This window comes from Streptomyces sp. B15 (genome assembly GCF_018070605.1).
GTDB lineage: Bacteria > Actinomycetota > Actinomycetes > Streptomycetales > Streptomycetaceae > Streptomyces > Streptomyces smyrnaeus.
On record NZ_JAGPXJ010000004.1, the window covers coordinates 124,393 to 146,384 of the forward strand.

The 21,992-nt window shown below is 72.1% G+C and carries 18 protein-coding genes and 2 pseudogenes; 10 read left to right on the forward strand and 10 right to left on the reverse strand.

All coding sequences use genetic code 11. The annotated features are described in order from the left end of the window. Positions 1 to 13 precede the first annotated feature (13 nt). The 3 genes from KBY19_RS03940 to KBY19_RS03950 all read right to left on the reverse strand — a co-directional run bounded on the left by KBY19_RS03940 (position 14) and on the right by KBY19_RS03950 (position 2,692). Positions 14 to 1,219, reverse strand: coding sequence for a saccharopine dehydrogenase NADP-binding domain-containing protein (locus KBY19_RS03940; RefSeq protein ID WP_307843430.1), 1,206 nt, complete (start codon positions 1,217 to 1,219; stop codon positions 14 to 16). 69 nt (positions 1,220 to 1,288) lie between these two features. After that, entirely contained in the window at positions 1,289 to 2,170 is an 882-nt protein-coding gene (locus KBY19_RS03945; protein ID WP_099885271.1) for an Fpg/Nei family DNA glycosylase, read from the reverse strand. Between the two features lie 96 nt (positions 2,171 to 2,266). After that, a complete protein-coding gene (locus KBY19_RS03950) occupies positions 2,267 to 2,692 on the reverse strand; it encodes an OsmC family protein (protein WP_210965160.1) in 426 nt (141 codons plus the stop codon). 277 nt (positions 2,693 to 2,969) lie between these two features. Here KBY19_RS03950 and KBY19_RS03955 point away from each other — a divergent pair, with 277 nt between their 5' ends. Together KBY19_RS03955 and KBY19_RS03960 are read left to right on the forward strand one after the other, a co-directional pair. Then, a complete protein-coding gene (locus KBY19_RS03955; protein WP_099885273.1) occupies positions 2,970 to 3,539 on the forward strand; it encodes a glycoside hydrolase family 25 protein in 570 nt (189 codons plus the stop codon). A 69-nt stretch (positions 3,540 to 3,608) separates the two neighbouring features. Next, positions 3,609 to 4,115, forward strand: a complete 507-nt coding sequence (locus tag KBY19_RS03960; RefSeq protein ID WP_099885274.1) for a hypothetical protein — start codon at positions 3,609 to 3,611, stop codon at positions 4,113 to 4,115. 18 nt (positions 4,116 to 4,133) lie between these two features. Here KBY19_RS03960 and KBY19_RS03965 read toward each other — a convergent pair whose 3' ends face one another. Continuing rightward, positions 4,134 to 5,897 (reverse strand): CoA transferase, encoded by a 1,764-nt coding sequence (locus KBY19_RS03965; protein ID WP_247690563.1) that lies wholly within the window; start codon positions 5,895 to 5,897, stop codon positions 4,134 to 4,136. 123 nt (positions 5,898 to 6,020) lie between these two features. Here KBY19_RS03965 and KBY19_RS36180 point away from each other — a divergent pair. Further along, positions 6,021 to 6,271 (forward strand): annotated as a pseudogene (locus KBY19_RS36180) (oxidoreductase); the annotation flags it as partial. A 104-nt stretch (positions 6,272 to 6,375) separates the two neighbouring features. Here the strand turns inward: KBY19_RS36180 and KBY19_RS03970 are convergent. Continuing rightward, entirely contained in the window at positions 6,376 to 7,926 is a 1,551-nt protein-coding gene (locus tag KBY19_RS03970) for an acyl-CoA synthetase (protein ID WP_210965161.1), read from the reverse strand. Between the two features lie 301 nt (positions 7,927 to 8,227). Between KBY19_RS03970 and KBY19_RS03975 the strand changes: the two genes are divergently transcribed. Beyond that, complete coding sequence (locus KBY19_RS03975) at positions 8,228 to 8,770, forward strand: hypothetical protein (protein ID WP_210965162.1); 543 nt, start codon at positions 8,228 to 8,230, stop codon at positions 8,768 to 8,770. Positions 8,771 to 8,837: 67 nt separating this feature from the next. On the opposite strand, the gene KBY19_RS03980 is transcribed toward KBY19_RS03975, so the two are convergent. The 4 genes from KBY19_RS03980 to KBY19_RS03995 form a co-directional block, all read right to left on the reverse strand. Beyond that, positions 8,838 to 9,641: a DeoR/GlpR family DNA-binding transcription regulator gene (locus tag KBY19_RS03980; protein ID WP_210965163.1), complete on the reverse strand. Its 804-nt coding sequence runs from the start codon at positions 9,639 to 9,641 to the stop codon at positions 8,838 to 8,840. After that, a complete protein-coding gene (locus KBY19_RS03985) occupies positions 9,628 to 10,500 on the reverse strand; it encodes a class II fructose-bisphosphate aldolase (RefSeq protein ID WP_210965164.1) in 873 nt (290 codons plus the stop codon). Before KBY19_RS03985 ends, KBY19_RS03980 begins: the two co-directional genes overlap by 14 nt. Before the next feature lie 125 nt (positions 10,501 to 10,625). Then, a complete protein-coding gene (locus KBY19_RS03990; RefSeq protein WP_099885279.1) occupies positions 10,626 to 11,519 on the reverse strand; it encodes an SIS domain-containing protein in 894 nt (297 codons plus the stop codon). A 169-nt stretch (positions 11,520 to 11,688) separates the two neighbouring features. Further along, complete coding sequence (locus KBY19_RS03995) at positions 11,689 to 12,204, reverse strand: DUF1203 domain-containing protein (protein ID WP_099885280.1); 516 nt, start codon at positions 12,202 to 12,204, stop codon at positions 11,689 to 11,691. A gap of 210 nt (positions 12,205 to 12,414) precedes the next feature. Between KBY19_RS03995 and KBY19_RS04000 the strand changes: the two genes are divergently transcribed. The 4 genes from KBY19_RS04000 (at position 12,415) to KBY19_RS04015 (ending at position 18,351) form a co-directional block, all read left to right on the forward strand. Then, positions 12,415 to 13,632, forward strand: a complete 1,218-nt coding sequence (locus KBY19_RS04000) for a CaiB/BaiF CoA-transferase family protein (protein WP_210965165.1) — start codon at positions 12,415 to 12,417, stop codon at positions 13,630 to 13,632. A 32-nt stretch (positions 13,633 to 13,664) separates the two neighbouring features. Beyond that, the gene (locus KBY19_RS04005; protein WP_099886909.1) at positions 13,665 to 14,807 is read left to right on the forward strand and encodes an acyl-CoA dehydrogenase family protein; all 1,143 of its coding nucleotides are present in this window, start codon (positions 13,665 to 13,667) and stop codon (positions 14,805 to 14,807) included. 76 nt (positions 14,808 to 14,883) lie between these two features. Next, positions 14,884 to 16,098: an acetyl-CoA C-acetyltransferase gene (locus tag KBY19_RS04010; protein ID WP_099885282.1), complete on the forward strand. Its 1,215-nt coding sequence runs from the start codon at positions 14,884 to 14,886 to the stop codon at positions 16,096 to 16,098. Between the two features lie 66 nt (positions 16,099 to 16,164). Continuing rightward, positions 16,165 to 18,351, forward strand: coding sequence for a 3-hydroxyacyl-CoA dehydrogenase NAD-binding domain-containing protein (locus KBY19_RS04015; RefSeq protein WP_210965166.1), 2,187 nt, complete (start codon positions 16,165 to 16,167; stop codon positions 18,349 to 18,351). A gap of 154 nt (positions 18,352 to 18,505) precedes the next feature. On the opposite strand, the gene KBY19_RS04020 is transcribed toward KBY19_RS04015, so the two are convergent. Continuing rightward, a complete protein-coding gene (locus tag KBY19_RS04020; RefSeq protein WP_099885284.1) occupies positions 18,506 to 19,273 on the reverse strand; it encodes a MerR family transcriptional regulator in 768 nt (255 codons plus the stop codon). Positions 19,274 to 19,439: 166 nt separating this feature from the next. Between KBY19_RS04020 and KBY19_RS04025 the strand changes: the two genes are divergently transcribed. Both KBY19_RS04025 and KBY19_RS04030 read left to right on the forward strand, forming a co-directional pair. Next, complete coding sequence (locus KBY19_RS04025) at positions 19,440 to 21,284, forward strand: long-chain fatty acid--CoA ligase (protein WP_210965167.1); 1,845 nt, start codon at positions 19,440 to 19,442, stop codon at positions 21,282 to 21,284. Positions 21,285 to 21,415: 131 nt separating this feature from the next. Next, a pseudogene (locus tag KBY19_RS04030) lies at positions 21,416 to 21,871 on the forward strand (amino acid permease); the annotation flags it as partial. Between the last annotated feature and the right edge of the window lie 121 nt (positions 21,872 to 21,992).

Below are 21,992 nucleotides of genomic sequence, written 5' to 3' on the forward strand. Positions count from 1 at the left end.
GCCCTCCACTTGTTCAGTCCTCGGAGTCCTGCAGTACGCGGAACTCCAGTCCGGCGCGGACCAGCCGTGCGGTCAGCGCCTCGCCCATCGCGACCGACGGCGTCACCTGGCCCGAGGTGGTCGGCAGATCGTCGTGGGCCAGGCAGAGCGCCGCCTCGGCGAACATCTTGGCCGTCTCGTCGTAGCCGGGGTCGCCGCCGGCCACTTCGGTGAGCACCCGGCGCCCGCCGCCGCGGCCGAGGAACCGCACCGAGAACCAGCTGCGCGCCCGCCGCCGTTCGTCGGGGCCCTCGCCCGAGGCCAGCCGGGAGGCGAGCAGCCGCCGCAGCGGCGGCAGTTGCGCGGCGGCGAACAGCCCACCCGCGCCCGCGATACCGCCGACGACCGTCGGCAGCCGCCGTACGGCCGCGTAGTGGCGGTAGGTGAAGGCCGGTCCGTACCGCTCCAGCGCGGCTGCCGAGCGGCCCACGATCTGCGGATCGATCGTCGGCAGCGGCACGGCCCACACCCCCAGCTCCTCCTCGTGCCGCACCCCGCCGATCGGCGTCCTCACGACGCGGTCCGCCGGGCGCGGGTCGGCGGCGTGACGGGCCTTGGCCGTGCGGGCCATCCGGTCGGCACGCGAGAAGGAGAGCAGCGCACTCGCGTACGTACCGCCGGAGACGGCCGCGTTGGAGCGGACGAAACCATCGATGCTCAGCGGCACCCCCTCGGGCAGTTGCTCCACCGTGAACCGGGCGCCCAGATCGTGCGGCACCGAGTCGAAGCCGCAGGCGTGCACGAGCCGTGCGCCGGTCTCCTTGGCGCGGGAGTGGTGGCGCAGATACATCAGGTCCACGAACTCCGGCTCGCCCGACAGATCGAGGTAGTCCGTGCCGGCCGTCGCGCAGGCGGCCACCAGCCGGGTGCCGTGGCGCAGATAGGGGCCGACGGTACTGGCCACCACGCTGGCGCGGGCGGCGAGTGCGGCCACCGAGCGGGCATCGTCGGCGTCGGTGGTCACCAGCGGCACCTCGGCGGCGCCCGGATGTGCGGCGGCCAGCCGCTCGCGCATGGCCTTCAGCTTCTGCGGACTGCGCCCGGCCAGCGCCCACCGGCAGGTTCGGGGCGCATGTGCGGCCAGATACCGTGCGGTCAGTTCGCCGACGAATCCGGTCGCTCCGAACAGGACGACATCGAACTCCCGCGCATTCCGCTCCTGGGCCTCGGTGTTCACCACAGCAACCTCTCCGGGCCGCAGCATCCTTGCTGCCGAAGGGCCCTTACCGACGGGTAGTGCTCGTGTCCCTCATTTCAGCAGACGCGACAGCCGCCGGTCCGCGAGGGGCTTCCCGCCGGTCTGGCAGGTGGGGCAGTACTCCAGCGTCGAATCGCGGAACGAGACCGAGCGGACGGTGTCCCCGCACACCGGGCAGGGCTCGCCCGCGCGGCCGTGCACCCGCAGCCCAAGCCGCTTGCCCGCCTTCAGCTCGGTGGCCGACAGCCCCCGTGCCCGCTCCACGGCGGAGGAGAGGACCTCCCGCAGCGCGGTGAAAAGCGTGGTCACCTCCGCGTCGGACAGGTCGGCGGCGAGCCGGAACGGCGACATCCGTGCCGCGTGGAGGATCTCGTCCGAGTAGGCGTTCCCGATCCCGGAGATGACCGACTGGTCCCGCAACAGGCCCTTGATCCGGTGGCGTTGGCCCGCCAGTACAGCGGCGAACGCCGCGCGGTCGAAGGCGGGGGAGAGGGGCTCGGGACCGAGCCGCGCGACACCGGGCACCTCGGCCGGGTCCCGCACCACATGGACGGCGAGTCGCTTCTGGGTGCCGGCCTCGGTCAGCTCGAAACCCTCGGCGGGCTCGCCCGCCAGCTCCACGCGGAGGGCCAACGGGCCCTTGCCGGGGCGGGGCGGCGCGGCGGGCAGCGTGTCCTGCCACCGCAACCACCCCGCCCGGGCGAGATGGACGACCAGATGGAGGCCGCTGTCCCCCGCGCCGGCCAACTGCAGATCGAGGAACTTGCCGTGGCGCGCCACCCCGGTGAAGGCGCGGCCCTCCAGGGCGTCCAGCGGCGGGTCGTACGTCTTGAGCACGCTGATCGCGACCGGCAGTACGCGACGGACGGCGCGGCCGGTCAGCCGTTCGGCCAGGAAGCCTCTCAGCGCCTCGACTTCGGGAAGTTCCGGCATGGTGACTCCTCCTGGCCCCGGAGCGGCGGCTGCGACGGGACGCGACGGTACGCGTCGGAACGCGTGGGGACGTGACGGGCCGCGACGGGACGGGCGTCAGGCCAGCTTGGCCTCATGGGTGATCGGGGTGGCCTTCAGCGCCTGGCTGACCGGGCAGTTCTGGGCCGCCTCCGCCGCGGCGGCGGCGAACGCGTCCTGGTCGATGCCGGGCACCTCGCCCTCCACGGTCAGATGGATGCCGGTGATGCCCGTACCCGGCTGGAAGTCCACGGCGGCCTTGGTGGTCAGCCTGGTGGGCGGGGTGCCCGCGCTGTTGAGGCCGTTGGAGAGCGCCATCGAGAAGCAGCTGGAGTGCGCGGCGGCGATCAGCTCCTCGGGGCTGGTCCTGCCGCCCGGCTCCTCGGCGCGCGACGGCCACGACACCGGGTACTGGCCGATGCCCGAGGAGTCGAGGGTGACGGTGCCCGACCCCTCCGTCAGGTTGCCGTTCCAGACCGTGTGGGCGGTGCGTGTGGTCGCCATCGTGATCTCTCTCCGTAACGTCGACGTCAAGGTGAGGCCCGCCGCCGACCTGGAGGGGCCGAAGCGACGTGCCGCAGGCAAGTCTCGCAGTACCCGATCCTGCGCCCTTGCCACGCCCACCGCACCTCATGACGCGCCGGTGCCGGACGCACGCACACCGTTCAACAACTTCGGGCCGGACGAAGGGGCGTGCGGGGGTACGGTGTGTCGTCCAGCGGGTATCAAAGAGTAGTCGACCTCATGCGGAGAGTGAAAAGGAAGTGGGTGGCGCACAGTTATGATCAAGGGGATCGACGTCTCCTCGTACCAGCCCGAGGACTACAGCACCCGGGGCATGGAGTTCGTCTTCATCAAGATCACCGAGGGGAAGTCCTACACCAATCCCAAGTGGGTGGCGCAGCGCAAGACCGGCCGTGACGCGGGACTGGTCACCGGCTTCTACCATTTCGTCAGGCCGGGCAGCATGAAGGCCCAGGCCGACTACTTCCTCTCGAAGATCGACCTCGTCGCCGGCGACATGCTCGTGCTGGACTGGGAGGACCCCAAGGTCAGCAACGACGAGAAGGACGAGTGGATCAAGTATGTGCAGAAGAAGGCCGACGGCCACAAGGTCCTGCTGTACTGCAACCGCGACTTCTGGCTGAATCGCGACAAGACGTCGTTCGCGGGCGACGGTCTGTGGATCGCGCAGTACAACGGCAAGCCGGGCGAGCCCGACATCAAGCACCGCTGGCGCTTCCACCAGTACACCAGCGACCCGATCGACACCAACCTGGGCGAGTTCGACAGCCGTGAGGCGCTGCGTGCCTGGGCGGGCGGCAAGAAGAGCGACTCGGACAAGAAGTGAGGAAGGTGCGGTCCGCGCGGGCGGTGGTCTGGGGTCCCGCCCGAAACCGGGGAGGGATACGCTCCCGGCATGCCGGAAGCCAACTCCCCCTCCTCTCCAGCCCGCGCCCGTACCGATGACAGCGCCCCCGCCGAAGACGCCGGGTCCGCGCCCCCTGAGCAGTCCGGACCGCACCAGCCGACCGGGCAGGGCGAGCGGTCCGGGGACGGCGAGTCGGCCGGGCAGGGCGAGCCGGCCGGGCAGGGAGGCGAGCCGAACGACGGCGAGTCGTGCGAGGGCGAGTCGTACGAGGATGAAGAGGACCGACCGGCGCTGACGCCACGCCAGGCGCGGCGCATACGCATAGTCCTCTCCGCCGTCGTCATGCTCGCCGTGGCCGTCGCCCTGGTCGTCCGGCTGGGCTCGGCACCCTCGGTCCTCACCGTGGGCTTCTACGGCATCGCACTGATCCTCTCGGGCACGGCCATCGCGCTCAGCCGCAGGGGACGCACCCGGGTGGCGACGGCCGTGCTGGGGCTCGGCTTCGTCCTCGTCGTGTTCGGCGAGTGGCTGCTGGGCTTCTCGGGCGGGCCCTGACCCGCGCAGCGGCGGCCCTCAGATCCATTCGGCGGGATCGCCGCCCACCTGGCCCGGCGGCCGGAGCCAGTCGTGGGGGCAGCGGGCCGTGCCCGGGGCGCCGCCCGCGCCGCCGGAGGTGGCCGTCGGGCCGAAGCCGACCGGGGGCAGGGCGTGGCGCAGCCGTCCCAGTGGGCTGTCGGTCTCCGCCAGCCACGGAGCCGGGTCGAACGCGTCGGCGGGCGGCTCCGCACCCCCTTCGCAGCGGTCACCGGAACCGGGCGCCGACGACGTGCCCGACGCGGGTGGCAACTCGTGCTGCAGCCAGTGCGCGGTACGGGCCAGCGAGAGCCGTACCAGGCGGGACCCCGGGCTGCCGGTGCGCTGCTCGGTGAGGGCCCGGAGCACCCCGGCGGCCAGCAGATAGCCGGTGCCGTGGTCGAGCGCCTGGGCCGGCAGTGCGCCGGGTGCCAGGTCGGGTGAGCTCGTCACCTTGGCCGTGCCGGCCTCGCCCGCCGCCTCCAGACAGGCGATACCGGTCGCCGCCTGCACCAGACTGTCGAAGCCTCGCCTGCGCTGCCAGGGACCGGCGGCCCCCCACGCGCTGAGCTGGCCCACCACCAGGCCGGGCCGACGGTCCATCAGCGACTCGGGTGCCAGCCCGAACCGGTCCAGCGCGCCGGGCCGGTACCCGGTCACGACCACGTGCGCCGAGGCCAGCAGATCCTCGAACGTGGCCTGTCCCGCGCGGCTCGACAGGTCGAGCAGTGTCGAACGTTTGCCCAGGTCGGTGTCGGCGTGGGTGTCCAGGGACTCCGGCCGCTCGGGCGCGTCGATGCGCAGCACGTCCGCGCCGAGCAGCGCGAGCGTACGGGTGGCGACCGGGCCCGCCAGGACGCGCGTGAGGTCCAGGACGCGCAAGCCACGCAGCCCACCCGGCCCGTGCGGGCCCTCCAGCGCGAGCGTCGGCGCGCCGTCCAGCCTGCTGAGGGCCACCAGCGGGGTGGGCGTCACCGCCGCCCGCTGCGGGTGCGCCGCCCACTCCTCGGGGGTCCGGACGGCGACGGCCACCCCGCCCTCGGCGTAGACCGCCTCCTCGACGTCCCGCGCCTGACGGCCCGCCAGCTCGGTGGCCATCCGGCCCGCCGCCGCCTCGTCCTCCGCTGGTCCGTGGTCGGGCATGCCGAGCGCGGACAGCAGCCGGGCGCGGTGGTGCGGGTAGTTGGCGTGGGTGCGTACCCAGCCGTCGGCGGTACGCCAGAACCGGGACAGCGGTGCGAAGGTCACCGGAGCCCTGCCGTCGACGCGTACCAGCCGGTCGCTGTGGAAGGCGGTGGCCACGGCGCCGTCGTCCACCCGGACGGGCGGCAGCAGCGCGCTGCGGGCCCGTACGCACGAGAACTCGGCGGCTGCCAGCGAGCACGCCGCCACCGTGGCGGAGGCGAGCTCCAGCACGGGCAGCGCGGAGGGGAGCAGGCCCGGGCGGCGTTCGCGGGAGACGCGGGCCAGCAGTGCCGGGTCGCCGCCGAGCGCCGCCCACGCCTGAGCGGTTCCCGACTGCGGTACGGCGCGTCCTGCGGCGGAGGGCGCCGGGCCGGCGGCCTGCGCGGGCGTGTCGGACGTACCGCCGGACGCACCGCCCGGCCCCCCGCCGGGTAGGACTCCGTCGGGCTCACCGCTGCTTTCGAACTCGCCCGGTACGAACTCGGTGTCGAATCCCGCGCCGCTCGCGGAGTCGCGTGCTGCGAGGCCCCGAGCCTCCGTCGGCTTCCCAGCCGCAGAAAACTGATCCATAACGCGCATTTTGGCACCCGAGGGCGCGGGACCGGGTGACGGCGGGGCGGGCGACGCCTCGCGGGTCTTCCGCACCGTGGACGGCGGGGCGCACTGGCGCGAGACCTTCCGCACCACCGACCGGGACGGCACTGGCGCGCCGCCGAGACCCCCGTACCCGCCGCCGCGCCCGCACGGGGCGTCTTCGCGCTCTCCTTCCGCGACCCCGGGCACGGGCCGGCCGTGGGCGGCGACGACCGACCCGGGCAACCGCCCCGCGGGCCTCGGCGGTGACGGGGAACGGAGGTTCGAGTTGGCGGGCCGGCGCTTGCCCCGTACCCGCCTACCGCTCGGGCGTCACCTGGCTGCCGCACACCGGCCGGATCCGCACGCGCTCCGCTGCCAGCCCTGGCACAGCTGCCAGGCCCCGGCACGCCGGCAGTCCACGCGCGATGAGGGGAGGCCGGCCGCCGCGTGCCGAGGTCGACGCAGACCGGAGCGCTGCCCCTCAACGGCTGACGTCCGCGGTGCCCCGGCGCCGCAGCAGGCCCTTGGCGAGCTTGCCCGTCGGGGTGCGGGGCAGCCGGTCGGTGAGCTCCAGGGTGCGGGGGGTCTTGTACCCGGCCAGATGTTCGCGCGCGTACGCCAGCAGCTCGTGGACCAGCTGCTCGCCCGCAGCGGGCACCACGTCGGGCTCGGGCTGGACAACGGCGTGCACCGACTCGCCCATCTCCGCGTCCGGGACCCCGATCACGGCGACATCGGCGACCTTCGGGTGCAGCGTCAGACAGTCCTCGATCTCCTGCGGATAGACGTTCACCCCACCGGAGATGATGGTGAACGCCTTGCGGTCGGTGAGGAAGAGATAGCCGTCCTCGTCGAGGTGACCGATGTCGCCGGTGGTCGTCCACGCCGGGTGCTCGGGGTGCTGGGCCTCGGCGGTGCGTGCCGGGTCGTTGTGGTACGTGAACGGCAGCTCGTCGCGGGCGAAGTAGACGGTGCCCGTCGTCCCGGCCGGTAGCTCGGTGCCGTCGTCCGCGCAGATCCGGACCTCACCCAGCGGCCCCGACCTGCCGACCGAACCGGGCTTGCGCTGCCACTCCTGCGGGGTGATGGCGGTGAGTCCGTTGCCCTCGGTCGAGGCGTAGTACTCGTACAGCACCGGCCCCCACCAGGCCATCATCCGCCGTTTCACCTCGGCCGGGCAGGGCGCGGCGGCGTGGATCGCCACCCGTAGCGAGGAGAGGTCGTAGCGGTTCCGTACCTCCTCGGGCAGCTTCAGCATGCGTACGAACAACGTCGGCACCCACTGGCTGTGCGTCACCCGGTGCTGCTCGACCAACTCCAGCGCCCTTACCGGGTCGAAGGCGTCCATCAGCACCACGGTGCCGCCGGTCGCGGTGACCACCGCGCAGAAGCGCAGCGGCGCCGCGTGGTAGAGGGGGGCGGGGGACAGATAGACGGTCGAGGGGTCGAACCCGTAGAGCGCGCAGAACAGGGTGACGAGCGGGGAAGCGGACTCGGTGAGGTCCTCGCCGGAGAGCGGTGGCTGGATGCCCTTGGGCCGTCCCGTGGTGCCGGACGAGTAGAGCATGTCCGCGCCCCGGGGCTGGCGCGCGGGCGGCCGGGGCGAGGAGTCGGCCAGCGCCTCCTCGTAGTCGTCGTGGCCCGGGAGGCCCCCGTACGCCAGACGCACTCTCACCCCGGGCGTCCGCGGCACCAGTGCGGTCGCCAGTTCCGGGAGGGCGGCCGAGGCGATCAGTGCCCGCGCCCCGCAGTCCCGCACGATGTAGGCGGCCTCGTCGGGGGTCAGATGGCTGTTGACGGCGGTGATGTAGAGGCCGGAGCGCAGCGCCGCCCAGTACACCTCCAGACAGCGCGGGTCGTTGTCGGACAGCAGGGCGAGATGGTCGCCGGGGCGCAGGCCCGCCCCGCGCAGCCGGTTCGCCAGCCGTACCGAGCGCTCCTCCAACTGGCCGTAAGTGAGCACCGCTCCGGTGCGGGCGCTGAGGACGGCGGGCTTGTCCGGCTCCGCGGACGCGTGCACTCCGGGGTACATGGCGATGTCCCTCCCACGGTGCTGCTGACAGCGCGTCAATACAGTGTCGCGCCGTTCCGCCACCTCGTACACGCCGCTTCACGCCACGGCTTCCGGCCCCGCCGGGCCGGGGGCCGAGGGCGCCGAGAGGGGCCGAAGGGGTCGAGGGGGGGGCGAGCACCCCTCGGCAGGGTGGTGGCAGGTGCACGGTGCCGCACCGGGTGGACGGCGTGCCCAGGTGCCCAGGAAGTCGGAGCATCGCTGGTGACCGTCGCCCCACGCCTCGCGGCCGACCCCGCACCACTCCGAGAAAGGCAGCTCCATGAACTCGCCGAGCGACTCCTCCGCCGCGCCCGGTACCGTCCCGCCCGCGCCGGCGTCGCCGGTCCCGACGCCCGCACCCGTACGGCACGCCTTCGCACTGTGGATGACCGCGGTGGCGGCCGGGGCGTTCGAGACAGTGCTCGCCGTCAGCGGGATGGCCGCCGACGGTTCGGGTTCGGCAGGCGAGATCGGGGTGGGTCTGACCATTCGGCTGACCGTCTTCACCGCCGCGTGGTGGTGCGCCGTACGCATGCGCCGGGGCCACGGCTGGGCCCGCCTCGCCCTCACTCTCGGTCTGGGCATCGGAGGAACGGCGTCGATGGTGACCGAGCCCCTTGGCCGCCTGGCCGACGGGGTGTCGGTCGGAGCGCTGCTCTCCGACGTCGGCGCACTGGATCTCGCCTTCGCCGTCAGTCGCACCCTGCATGTACTGGCCGTTCTCACCGCGGTGACCCTGATGTTCCTCCCGGCGGCGAACGCGTACTTCACCACTGCCCGTCGGAGCCGTGCCTCCGCCGCCACCCTCCCCGCGGAGCAGTAGGCGACGCCGCGGCACCCTCCTTCGCTCTTCTCCCTTCGTCAGCGGTCGGTTCGTCAGCGGTCGGTCGTCAGTCGTCCGGGTCCGGCTCCGCAAGCACCGTGGTCAGCCCCTGCTCCTCGAACCGGTGGCGGTCGGCGTCCGTGATACCGCTGTCGGTGAGGAAGGTGTCGAACAGGTCCGGGCCGCCGATGCGGGCGAAGCAGCGCACGCCGACCTTCGAGGAGTCGGTGACCACCACGGCCCGCTCCGCCCGCTGGGCCATCAGCCCGTTGATGCGTCCCTCCGACTCGTCGTGCACGGTGGCTCCCTCCTGAGGGTCCATACCGTTGGCGCCGATGAACGCGATGTCCACGGTGATCTCGCCCAGTACCAATTCGCTGTACGGGCCGGTCAGTTCGAACGTCCGGGAGTGCGCCACCCCGCCCGTCAGCACCGTCTTGATCTGCGGCCGTACCGCCAGTTCGTAGGCGATGTTCAAGGCGTTGGTGACGATGGTCAGACGCGGCTGCTGGCCGGGCTCGGCCAGGTCGGGCCGGTCGGTCAGCGCACGGGCGATCTCCGTGGTCGTCGTGCCGCCACTCAGCCCGACCACGCTGCCGCGCTCCACCATCGCGGCGGCGGCCCGCGCCAGCGACTGCTTCGCGCCCACGTGGTGCCCACGCTTGTAGCGGATCGGCAGGTCGTAGGTCACCGCGCTGAGCACCGCGCCACCCCGGGTACGGGTGAGCAACTGCTGCTCCGCCAACGCGTCCATGTCGCGCCGCATCGTCGCCGCCGAGACCTCCAGCGCGGTGGCCGCCTCCTCGACCTCCACGCTGCCGCGCTGCCCCAGCAGTTCGAGCAGGGCATTCATCCGCTCATGGCGCTTCACCTGGTGTCGTCTCCTTCTCCGGCCCCTCGCCCCCGAGTATCTGCAGCAGCCGCGCCGCTTCGCTGCGCACCGCGTCCCGCGCCGGGGCCACGTATTTGCGCGAGTCGATGAGCGCGGGTTCGGCCTCCAGTACCTTACGCACGCCCCGCGTGAAGACCGAGACGAGATGCGTCGATATGTTGATCTTGGTCATACCGGCGGCGATGGCCGCCCGCAGCTCCTCGTCCGGGACCCCCGAGGAGCCGTGCAGCACCAGCGGCACCGGCAGTTTCTCCCGCAGCCGACCGATCAGTTCCAGATCCAGCTTCGCCGTACGCTCCCGCATCGCGTGCGAGGAGCCCACCGCGACGGCCAGCGCGTCCACGCCCGTGGCCGCGACGAACTCCAGCGCCTCGCCCGGGTCGGTCCGCACCCCCGGCGCGTGCACCCCGTCCTTGCCGCCCACCTCGCCCAGCTCCGCCTCGACGAACACCTCCCGGTCGTGGCACCAGGAGGTCAGCCGCGCGGTCGTCGCGACGTTCTGGGCGTACGGCAGCGTGGAGGCGTCGATCATCACCGAACCGACCCCCGCCGCGACGCCCTGCCGGATCAGATCGGGGTCGGTGATGTGGTCCAGGTGCACCGAGACATCGGTCCCGGCGGCCTCCGCCAGCGCGAGGGTGGCGCGGGTGATCGGCAGCAGACTGCCGTGGTAGCGCACGCAGTTCTCGCTGATCTGCAGGATGAGCGGACGGCCGGTCTGGTCGGCGGCCGCGACCAGTGCCTCGGCGGTCTCCAGATGGATGACGTTGAAAGCCGCAGCGCCGGTGCCCGCCGCACGGGCGTCGGCGAGGATCGAGGCGGTGGGAACGAGGGGCATCGCGGGGCTCCTTGGTCGAGCGGCGGGAGGGCGGGGCGGCGACCGGTACGGCGGCGGACCGGTACGGCGGCAGGGCAGGACGGGGGCGGCTGCGGCTCGTGGTGGGCCGCCCGCATCGCTCGCGGTCAGCCGTCCAGCATCACCGAGCGGGTGAGACTGCGGGGGTTGTCCGGGTCGAGGCCCCGGACGCGTGCCCGCTCCAGCGCGACCCGGTGGATCAGCACCAGATCGGCGAGCGGGTCCCTGGCATGGCACACGAACCGGGCGCCGGTCGCGGTCACTTCGGCCTCCAGCCCTTCCGGTGCCTGGCCGAGGAGCCAGGTGACCCGCCCCGGGGCGGCGATGGCTATCGGCCCGTGCCGGTACTCCATGGCCGGGTAGGACTCCGTCCAGCTCTGGGACGCCTCCCGCATCTTCAACGCCGCCTCGTTGGCCAGGCCGAAGGTCCAGCCGGTGCCGAGGAAGGAGAACTGCTCTGCGTCCAGCCACTCCTGCTCCAGCGGGCAGGACAGCGCCTCCTGCGCGTCACTCACCGGGCCTGCCAGGTCCTCGCCGAGGTGTGCGCGCAGCAGCGCGAGGGCGGAGGTGGCGAAGCGGGTCTGCACCACGGACTTCTCGTCGGCGAAGGGCAGTGCGACCGTCTCGTCCGACAGCGAGGTGGCCGGGGTGTCCGCGTCGCCCAGCACCGTGACGGTGGGGATCCGGCCCCGAACCGCCTCCAGTACGCGCAGCACCTCCGTGGTGGTGCCGGAGCGGGTGATCGCGACCACCGCGTCGTATCCCCGGGCCGAGCCGAGGAAGGCTTCCGACGCGGCGAACGCGTCCGTCACTCCCAGACCGGCCCCCTCGCGCAGCGCCGCGTAGGACTGGGCCATGAACCAGGAGGTACCGCAGCCGACCACGGCCACCCGGGCGCCCGCCGCCGGGAGGGGGGTGTCACCGGAGCCGATCTTCGCCGCGGCCCGCCAGGTCTCCGGCTGGCTGCGCAACTCCTGCTCCATGTATGCCGTCTCGCCCATGAGTGGGACCCCCTCCGACCGGAGCCCCTCGGCCCGGTGCGCAAAGCTGCGTGAAATCTCTGTCTTTCGCGCAACTTTACGCAGCCTGCCGACGGCTGTCCATCCCACTCCCGGGTGACGGGCGCGCCCGCCGGGCGATCAGCGGGCGCTCACCGCGACCAGCAGGCGCTCATCCCGCCACGACCCTCCGCGTCTCCGCGTGGAAGCAGCCGAACTCGACCGCGCGGACATGCACCGCGGCCACCAGCGGGTCGGCGTACAGCTGGGCCAGTCCTTCCTCGACGGTCGGCGTGTTCTCCCGCGTCCCGTCCAGCAGCAGTCCGCCGAGGATGCGGCCGTCGGTGGAGTAGGCGCGCAGGGTGCGCCGTTCGCCGCGCATCGCTTCCGGGTAGCCGCCGTCCGCGGCGCCCGCCCAGCCGCCGCAGTCGTGCGGGTGGATGAAGACCGGACCCACCTCGTCGTACGCGCCCGGGTCCGTGCCGGTCTCCCGTGCCCAGCGCCGCAACGGCGCGTACGAGACCAGGGCGAGGGTCTCGCCCGGCCTGCTCCGCTCCAGGCAGCAGCGCAGCGGGTTGCCGCCCTCCTCGTCCAGCACCCGGCGCGGTGGCGCGCCCGCGTCGTCGCGGGTGCGCAGTTCCTCCAGCGTCCGCGCCGGAATCGCTCGTATCTCGTAGTCCGTGCTCATGCACCCAGACTCGGTCGGCCGTGGCCCGGGTGCTGGCGGCTTTCGGTCGTGGCGTTCGAGGGGCGCGGAGAGGGGTTCGGGCCACGCCGGGGAGCCGTGGCGGCCACGCCGTGGAGCCCCCGTGGAGCCCTCGTGGGGGCTTGTGGATCGGCGGCACTGTCCATAGCATCCCCGGTGTTACATCAATTGTGTCACAGTGCTGGGGGCCCGATGGCAGCAGCGGAAGAACACGCCGGAGCCCCCGCCGGGGGCCCGCTGGCCGGGGTGCGTGTCGTGGAGCTCGCCGGGATAGGTCCGGGGCCGTTCGCCGCCATGACGCTCGCGGACCTCGGAGCCGATGTCGTCCGGGTCGACCGGCCCGGCGGCGGGTCGCTCGCCGTCCCGGCCGAGTACGACGTCACCAACCGCAACAAGCGCTCCGTGGTCCTCGACCTCAAACAGCGGGCGGGAGTCGCCGCGGCCCTCTCGCTCGTCGAGCGCGCCGATGTGCTCATCGAGGGATTCCGGCCCGAAGTCGCCGAGCGCCTCGGAGTCGGCCCCGAGGTCTGCCTCGCCCGCAACCCGCGCCTGGTCTACGGCCGGATGACCGGCTGGGGCCAGGACGGGCCGCTGGCGCAGCGGGCCGGGCACGACATCGGCTACATCGCCGTCACCGGAGCCCTCGGGATGACGGGACCGGCCGAGGGCCCACCCGTCGCGCCCGCCAATCTGCTGGGCGACTACGCGGGAGGCTCCCTCTACCTGGTCATCGGCGTGCTGGCGGCGCTGCAGCACGCGCGCGGTCCGCAGGGCGCCGGACAGGTCGTCGACGCGGCGATCGTGGACGGTACGAGCCATCTGACGGCGATGATCCACGGTCTGCTCGCCGCGGGCCGCTGGCAGGACCGGCGCGCCGCCAATCTGCTGGACGGCGGCTGCCCCTTCTACGGCACCTACGCCACCTCCGACGGCGGCTTCATGGCCGTCGGCGCCCTGGAGCCCGCGTTCTACGCGGAGTTCGTCAGGCTGCTCGGCGTCGCCGACCAGGCGCCGCCGCGCGACGACCTCGCCGGGTGGGAGGCGCTGCGGGAGCTGATCGCCGCCCGGTTCGCCTCCCGTACGCGCGCGGAGTGGACAGCGGTCTTCCAGGACACCGACGCCTGCGTGGCCCCGGTGCTCTCGCTGACCGAGGCGCCCTCCCATCCGCAGCTGGCGGCACGCGGCACCTATGTGGAGCACGGCGGCATCACGCAGCCGGCGCCCGCTCCCCGGTTCTCCGTGACACCCACCCGGGTCGTCTCCGGCCCGGCCCGGCCCGGCGCGCACACCGCCGAGGTCGCCCGCGACTGGGACGCCCCGGCACTGACCGCGACCGCGGGGCCGGCCGAGGCGGACCGGCCACGCCCAGCAGCCTCCCGCCCGCGCGAAGGAGACCACCCCACGTCATGAAGCAGCAGACGAACCAGCAGAGGAATCATCAGCTGAAGCGGCAGATCTTCACCGACGACCATGAGGCGTTCCGGCAGACCGTGCGCACCTTCCTGGCCAAGGAGGTGGAGCCGTACTACGCGCAGTGGGAGCACGACGGCGTCGTCTCCCGCGAGGTGTGGCGGGCGGCCGGGCGGCAGGGACTCCTCGGGCTCGCCGTGCCCGAGGAGTACGGCGGCGGGGGAGAGCCGGACTTCCGCTACGCCGCCGTACTCGCCGAGGAGTTCACCCGGGCCGGCGCTCCCGGCCTGGCGATCGGCCTGCACAACGACATCGTCGGCCCGTACCTCACCTCGCTGGCGACCGAAGAGCAGAAGCAGCGCTGGCTGCCGGGCTTCTGTTCGGGCGAGACCATCACGGCCATCGCCATGACCGAGCCCGGCGCCGGCTCCGACCTGCAGGCGATCCGCACCACGGCCGAGGACCACGGCGACCACTGGGTGCTGAACGGTTCGAAGACGTTCATCTCCAACGGCATCCTGGCCGACCTGGTCGTCGTCGTGGCCAGGACCAGGCCCGAGGGCGGTGCGCACGGGATGAGCCTGCTGGTGGTCGAGCGGGGCATGGACGGCTTCGAACGCGGGCGCAACCTCGAGAAGATCGGCCAGAAGGCGCAGGACACCGCCGAGCTGTTCTTCACCGACGTACGCCTCCCCAAGGAGAATCTGCTCGGTGAGCTCGACGGCGCCTTCGTGCATCTGATGACCAACCTCGCGCAGGAGCGGATGGCCATCGCCGTCTCCGGGATCGCCGCCGCCGAGCAGCTGCTGGAGCTCACCACCGCGTACGTCAAGGAGCGCACCGCGTTCGGCCGGCCGCTGGCCAAGCTCCAGCACATCCGCTTCGAGATCGCCGAACTGGCCACCGAGTGCGCCGTCACCCGCTCCTTCCTGGACCGCTGCATCGAGGACCACGCCAAGGGCGAGCTGGACGCGGTGCACGCCTCCATGGCCAAGTGGTGGGCGACCGAGCTGCAAAAGCGCGCCGCCGACCGCTGCCTGCAGCTGCACGGCGGCTACGGGTACATGAACGAGTACCGGGTCGCCAAGGCGTTCACCGACGGCCGCATCCAGACCATCTACGGCGGTACCACCGAGATCATGAAGGAGATCATCGGAAGGTCGCTGCTGAACTGAGTCGTCGCTGCCGAACTGAGACGCCGCGCCGCCCTCTCCCCCGGTTCCCCTCCGCACCCGTACGAAAGGCACCCTCGTGAGCTCAGAAGCGTATCTGTACGAGGCCATCCGCACCCCGCGCGGGCGCGGCAAGGCCAACGGCGCCCTGCACGGCACCAAGCCCGTCGATCTGGTCGTCGGCCTCATCGACGAGCTGCGCCGCCGGCTGCCCGACCTGGAGCCGCAGGCCATCGACGACATCGTGCTCGGCGTCGTCAGCCCCGTCGGGGACCAGGGCTCGGACATCGCCAAGATCGCCGCCATCGCGGCCGGACTGCCCGACACCGTCGCCGGAGTCCAGGAGAACCGCTTCTGCGCCTCCGGTCTGGAAGCCGTCAACCTGGCCGCGGCCAAGGTCCGCTCCGGCTGGGAGGACCTTGTGCTGGCGGGCGGCGTGGAGTCCATGTCGCGGGTGAAGATGGGCTCGGACGGCGGCGCCTGGTTCAACGACCCGATGACCAGCTTCGAGACCGGCTTCGTCCCCCAGGGCATCGGCGCCGACCTCATCGCCACACTGGAGGGCTTCAGCCGCCGCGACGTGGACGAGTACGCGGCGCGCTCGCAGGAGCTGGCCGCGCAGGCGTGGAAGGAGGGCCGGTTCGAGCGCTCCGTGGTGCCCGTGCGGGACCGCAACGGGCTCACCGTGCTCGACCACGACGAGCACATCCGCCCCGGCACCACCGCCGAGACCCTCGCGGGCCTCAAGCCGTCGTTCGCCACCATCGGGGAGATGGGCGGCTTCGACGCCGTCGCGCTGCAGAAGTACCACTGGGTGGAGAAGATCGACCACGTCCACCACGCGGGCAACTCCTCGGGCATCGTGGACGGTTCGGCGCTCGTGGCCATCGGCAGCGAGGAGGTCGGCAAACGGTACGGGCTGCGCCCCCGGGCGCGGATCGTCTCCGCAGCCGTCTCGGGCGCCGATCCGACCATCATGCTGACGGGCCCGGCCCCGGCCTGCCGCAAGGCCCTCGCCAAGGCCGGGCTGACGGTGGAGGACATCGCCGTCGCGGAGATGAACGAGGCCTTCGCGGCCGTGGTGCTGAGGTTCGCCAAGGACATGGGGCTGCCCCTGGAGAAGGTGAACGTCAACGGCGGCGCCATCGCCATGGGGCATCCGCTGGGGGCCACCGGCGCGATGCTGCTCGGTACGTGCGTCGACGAGTTGGAGCGGACGGACCAGCGCTACGGGCTGGTCACGCTGTGCGTGGGGGGCGGCATGGGCGTCGCCACCGTCGTGGAGCGGCTGTAGCCGCCCGCGCCCGCCGCGACCGCCTCCCTGCCCCGCCCGAACCGGCTTTCACCCTGGAGATCACCCATGTCTGAACCCACCGCCTCCTCGACCATCCGCTGGGACCAGGACAGCGACGGGATCGTCACGCTGACCTTCGACGATCCGGACCAGTCCGCGAACACCATGAACGCCGCCTTCCAGACCTCCCTCACCGCCGTCGCCGACCGGCTGGAGGCCGAGCGGGAGAGCGTGCGAGGGGTCGTCATGACCTCCGCCAAGAAGACCTTCTTCGCGGGCGGAGACCTGCGACTGCTCATCCGGGCGCGGCCGGAGAACGCCCAGGAGGTCTTCGACAACGGAATGCGGATCAAGCGCGATCTGCGCCGGATCGAGACCCTCGGGGTGCCGGTCGTGGCGGCGATCAACGGTGCAGCGCTGGGCGGCGGGCTGGAGATCGCACTCGCCTGCCATCACCGGGTGGCGCTCGACGCCCAGGGCTCCAAGATCGGCTGCCCGGAGGCCACACTGGGCCTGCTCCCGGCCGGTGGCGGCGTCACCCGCACGGTGCGGCTGCTCGGCATCACCGACGCGCTGCTCAACGTGCTGCTCCAGGGGCAGCAGTACCGCCCGGGAAAGGCCAAGGAGATCGGCCTGGTGCACGAGGTCGTACGGACGCCCGAGGAGATGCTGGCGGCGGCCCGTGCCTTCATCGAGGCCAATCCCACCTCCCAGCAGCCCTGGGACGTCAAGGGGTACAAGATCCCCGGGGGCACGCCCGCCCACCCCAAGTTCGCGGAGAACCTGCCCGCCTTCCCCGCCAACCTCAAGAAGCAGACGGCCGGCGCCCCCTATCCGGCGCAGCGCAACATCCTGGCCGCCGCCGTCGAGGGTGCCCAGGTGGACTTCGAGACCGCGCAGGTGATCGAGGCCCGCTACTTCGTCGAGCTGGCCTGCGGGCAGATCTCCACCAATATGATCCAGGCCTTCTTCTTCGACCTGCAGGCCGTCAACGCGGGCCGCAGCAGGCCGGAGGGCATCGCCGAGCGCAAGGTCACCAAGGTGGCGGTGCTGGGCGCGGGCATGATGGGTGCCGGTATCGCCTACTCCTGCGCCAAGGCGGGTATCGAGGTCGTGCTCAAGGACGTCTCTCAGGAGGCGGCCGAGAAGGGCAAGGCGTACTCGGCCGGGTTGCTGGACAAGGCGCTCTCCCGGGGCAGGTCGACCGAGGCCGAGCGGGAAGCGCTGCTGGCCCGGATCGTCCCCACCGCCGACCCGCAGGCGGTGGCGGGCTGCGACGCCGTGATCGAGGCGGTGTTCGAGGACCCCGCGCTCAAGCACAAGGTCTTCCAGGAGATCCAGCATCTGGTCGCCCCGGACGCACTGCTGTGCTCGAACACCTCCACGTTGCCGATCACCGCGCTCGCCGAAGGCGTCGAGCGGCAGGACGACTTCATCGGGCTGCACTTCTTCTCACCCGTCGACAAGATGCCGCTGGTCGAGATCATCAAGGGCCGGCGGACCGGGGACGAGGCGCTGGCCCGCGCGTTCGATCTCGTACGCCAGATCCGCAAGACGCCCATCGTCGTCAACGACTCGCGCGGCTTCTTCACCTCGCGTGTCATCGGCCACTTCATCAACGAGGGCGTCGCCCTGCTGGCCGAAGGCGTCGACCCTGCCACCGTGGAGCAGGCCGCGGCGCAGGCCGGCTACCCCGCGAAGGTCCTCTCCCTGATGGACGAGCTCACCCTCACCCTGCCGCGCGAGATCCGCGACGAGACACGGCAGGCCCTGCGCGCGGAGGGCAAGGAACTGCCCGCGCACCCGGCCGACGCCGTACTGGACCGGATGGTGGACGAGTTCGGCCGCACCGGGCGCGGCGGCGGTGCGGGCTTCTACGACTACGACGAGGACGGCAAGCGCCTCGGGCTGTGGCCGGGCCTGCGCGAGCACTTCACCGGGGAGGGCGCGGGCGGTGACGTCCCGTTCGAGGACATGAAGGAGCGGATGCTCTTCTCCGAGGCGCTGGACACCGTCCGGCTGTTCGAGGAAGGCGTGCTCACCACCGTCGCCGATGCCAACATCGGCTCCATCATGGGCATCGGCTTTCCCGCCTGGACGGGTGGCGTGATCCAGTACATCAACGGCTACGAGGGCGGGCTGTCAGGGTTCGTGGCCCGCGCCCGCCAGTTGGAGGAGCGCTACGGGGAGCGGTTCGCGGTGCCTTCGCTGCTGGCGGAGAAGGCCGCCAGGGGTGAGACCTTCAGCGACTGAAGGGTCCACGGCTTCTGAACCGGGGGTCGGAGTACCTCTGGCCGGCGTTCGTGGGCTGCCGACGCTTGGTGGCCGCTCGCGCGGTTCCCCGCGCCCCTGGGGGTACCTCCCGGCCGGAGGCTGGGGGAGGGGCGCGGGGTCCCTCCCCGCGGGGTCATTCCGGCGATCCCGTCCGCGGCGCGCGCTCCAGCGGGAAGACGGCCCGCAGCTCCTCCTTCATGGAGCGCTGGAACGTCGTCACCAGGGCCTGCACCACCATCGGTTGCATATGGGCGGAGAGCGACTTCATCCGCTCCAGCCGCTCCGGGTCCGACTCCACTTCCCGGTACGGGTCCCACACCTCGCGCTTGAACAGCCGGCTCAGCTCACGGGCCGCCGAGCGGGTGTGCTCCATCATCACCTCGCGCGCCGCGAGGATCGCCTCCTGCGAGATGGGGACGTCCAGCAGCCGCACCCCGAGCTGCACCAGCGCCGGGTCCACGCGGAAGACGTCCGGGTCCTTCGTGCGGGCCAGGACGCTCATCGCCGCCAGCCGTTCGATGTCGTCGTCGGTCAGCTCCCGCCCGACGCGGCCCTCGAGCTGGGCGCGCGTCGTCTCGTCCACGGTGTCCGGCATCCAGGAGGCGACGACCGCGCGGTGGATGGCCAGGTCGTGGGCGCTGATGTCGTCGGGGAGCCGCTGCAGATAGCGTTCGATGGCGGCCAGCGTCATGCCCTGGTTCTGCAGTTCCTCGATGAGCGCCAGCCGGGAGAGATGCTCGGGACCGTACCGGCCGACACGGCGGGGGCCGATCGTGGGTGGCGGCAGCAGGCCGCGGGTGCTGTAGAAACGGACCGTACGCACGGTCACGCCCGCGCGGGCCGCGAGCTGGTCGACGGTGAGCTGGTCGGTGGGCTCGCCCACGCCGTCCTGTCGCTCCATCTGCCGCGCCCCTCTCACCGCGGCACCACGGGGGTGCCGTCCGTACCGATCATGTTCAACAGTATTGCTGTCTCACCACTCCTGTGAAACTTTCGGAGCCGCCCGACCCCTCGGCGGCGGCAGCACGGCATCACCTCTCCGGCCCACCTTCTCGTGCGGAGGCGCCATGACCACGATCCTGCGACTGCCCAAGGACGCCTCCGAGCTGACCGTTCCGGACCTGCTGCTGCGCAACGCCCAGGACCACGGCGACCGCCCGGCGCTCTCCTGGTACTCCAGCACCGGCACCAGCCCCGGCACCGGGCGCACCACCCTCACCTGGGCCCAGGCCCGCCACCGGATCGCCGAACTGGCCGCCGGGCTCGCGGCGCTGGGCGTCGCCCGGGGCGAACATGTGCTGCTGATGATGGACAACCGCCCCGAGCACTGGCTGACCGACCTGGCCCTCGTCCATCTCGGCGCCGTCCCCGTCTCCGTCTACGGCACTGCCGCGCCCGAGCAGATCGCCCATGTCGTCCGGCACTCCAGGGCCCGTCTCGCCGTCGTCGGGGGAGCGGACGAACGAGCTCGCTGGGAGCCGCTGCTGGCCCCCGCCGGGGAGGTCCCCGGCCGGATCCGGCAGCTCGTGGTGGCCGACGACGACGCCGTGGGACCGCACACCGGGTGGCGGTCCCTGCCGCGCCCGTACACGCCCGCCGACTTCGAGGGCACCTGGCGCCGGTTGCGCGCCGAGGACCCGGTGACCGTCGTCTACACCTCCGGCACCACCGGCGACCCCAAAGGCGTGGTCATCAGCCACCGCAACGTCGTCCTCAACGGCATCGCGCTCGACGGGATCGCCGAACTGCCCGACCACGCCGACCACATCTGCTACCTGCCCCTCGCTCACATCGCCGAGCGGATGCTGGGCATCTACCTGCCGGTCCTGCGCGCCTCGCACGTCCACCTGTGCCCCGACCCCGCCGAGGTCGCCGCGCTCGTGCGAGAACTGCGCCCCGCCGAGTTCTTCGGGGTGCCCCGAGTGTGGGAGAAGCTGGCCGCCGCCGTGCGCACCATGCTGGAGTCGCTGCCCGCTGCGCGCAGGACCGCCGTGGCCGAGGCGTCGAAGGTGGCCCGCGCCCTGGTGCGCTGCCGGGAGCGCGGCACCGAGCCCGACCCGCGACTGGCCGCGGCGTACGAGGAGGCCCACAGCGAGGTTCTGCGGCCCTTGCTCGCGCCCGTGGGCTTCGACCGGCTGGTCTGGACGGCCAGCGCCTCGGCCCCGATGCCGCCGGACGTACTCGACTTCTGGGCGGGCCTCGGCATCGTGATCATGGACGCCTGGGGGCTGACGGAGACCACCGGAGCACTCACCCTCAACGGCCCCGCCGCCTTCCGCCTCGGCTCCGTCGGACGCCCGCTGGAGGGCACCGGGATCCGTACCGCCGAGGACGGCGAGATCCTGGTGCGCGGCACCACCCTGTTCGCCGGGTATCTGCGCCCCGACGGCTCGGTCGAGCCCGGCACCGACGCGGACGGCTGGTTCGCCACCGGCGACATCGGCCGTATCGACGAGGACGGCTTCCTGTGGCTGACCGACCGCAAGAAGGAGATGATCGTCACCTCCACGGGCAAGAACGTCTCCCCGGCGCTGGTCGAGAACGCCCTCAAGGAGCACCCGCTCGTCGGCCAGGCCCTGGTGCACGGGGACGGCCGCTCCTACCTGGTCGCCCTGCTCGTCCTGGACAGTGAGACGGCCGGGGCCTGGGCGGCACGCAACGGGATCGACCTACCGCCCGGCTCGCCCGGCGGACTGGCGGCGCACCCCGCCGTACGCGCCGAGGTCGACCGTGCCGTGGCCGCCGCCAACGCCCGCCTCAACCGCACCGAACAGATCAAGCGCTACCGCCTGCTGGAGGACGAGTGGACGCCGCTGACCGGTGAGCTGACCCCCTCGCTCAAGCTGCGGCGGCGGGTCGTCCGGTCCCGTTACCGGCAGATCATCGACGGGTTGTACGAAGATCATGTGTGAGAAGGCTCCTGGTGTGGTGTGCCTCACCGCATGACCGGGTCCTCGGGGGTTAGGTGACGCTTCGGTCCGCAGCCGTGATCACGGCGGCCGTCGGCCCGGCAAAGCCCATCCCTGAGTGAGTTGGACCAACTGTGAGCAACGACGTCGTCCAGGACGCCACACCGTCGCAACCCGGCGGGGGCGGCCAGGTCGCACCGCCGCCCCCGAACGGGGCGGTCGCGGACGCCGGTGACACCGGCTACAGCAAGGACCTCAAAGCACGTCACATCAACATGATCGCCATCGGCGGGGCGATCGGTACCGGGCTCTTCCTGGGCGCCGGCGGGCGCCTCGCCTCCGCGGGGCCCGCGCTCGCCCTCGCCTACGCCGTCTGCGGTCTGTTCGCGTTCTTCGTCGTCAAGGCACTCGGCGAACTGGTGCTGCACCGGCCCTCGTCCGGTTCCTTCGTCTCCTACTCACGCGAGTTCCTCGGTGAGAAGGGCGCCTACGTCGCCGGCTGGATGTACTTCCTCAACTGGTCGACGACCGGCATCGCCGACATCACCGCCATCGCGCTCTACACGCACTACTGGAGCTTCTTCACCGACAATCTTGTTTAGAGAGATGGGTTACAGTCAGATACCCACCTTGCACACGCGCAACATGTAGCGCTCTGACCAGAAGGTTTCTAATTCTGCTGCCTCTGCAGCAGGTCATCGAGCAGCCGAA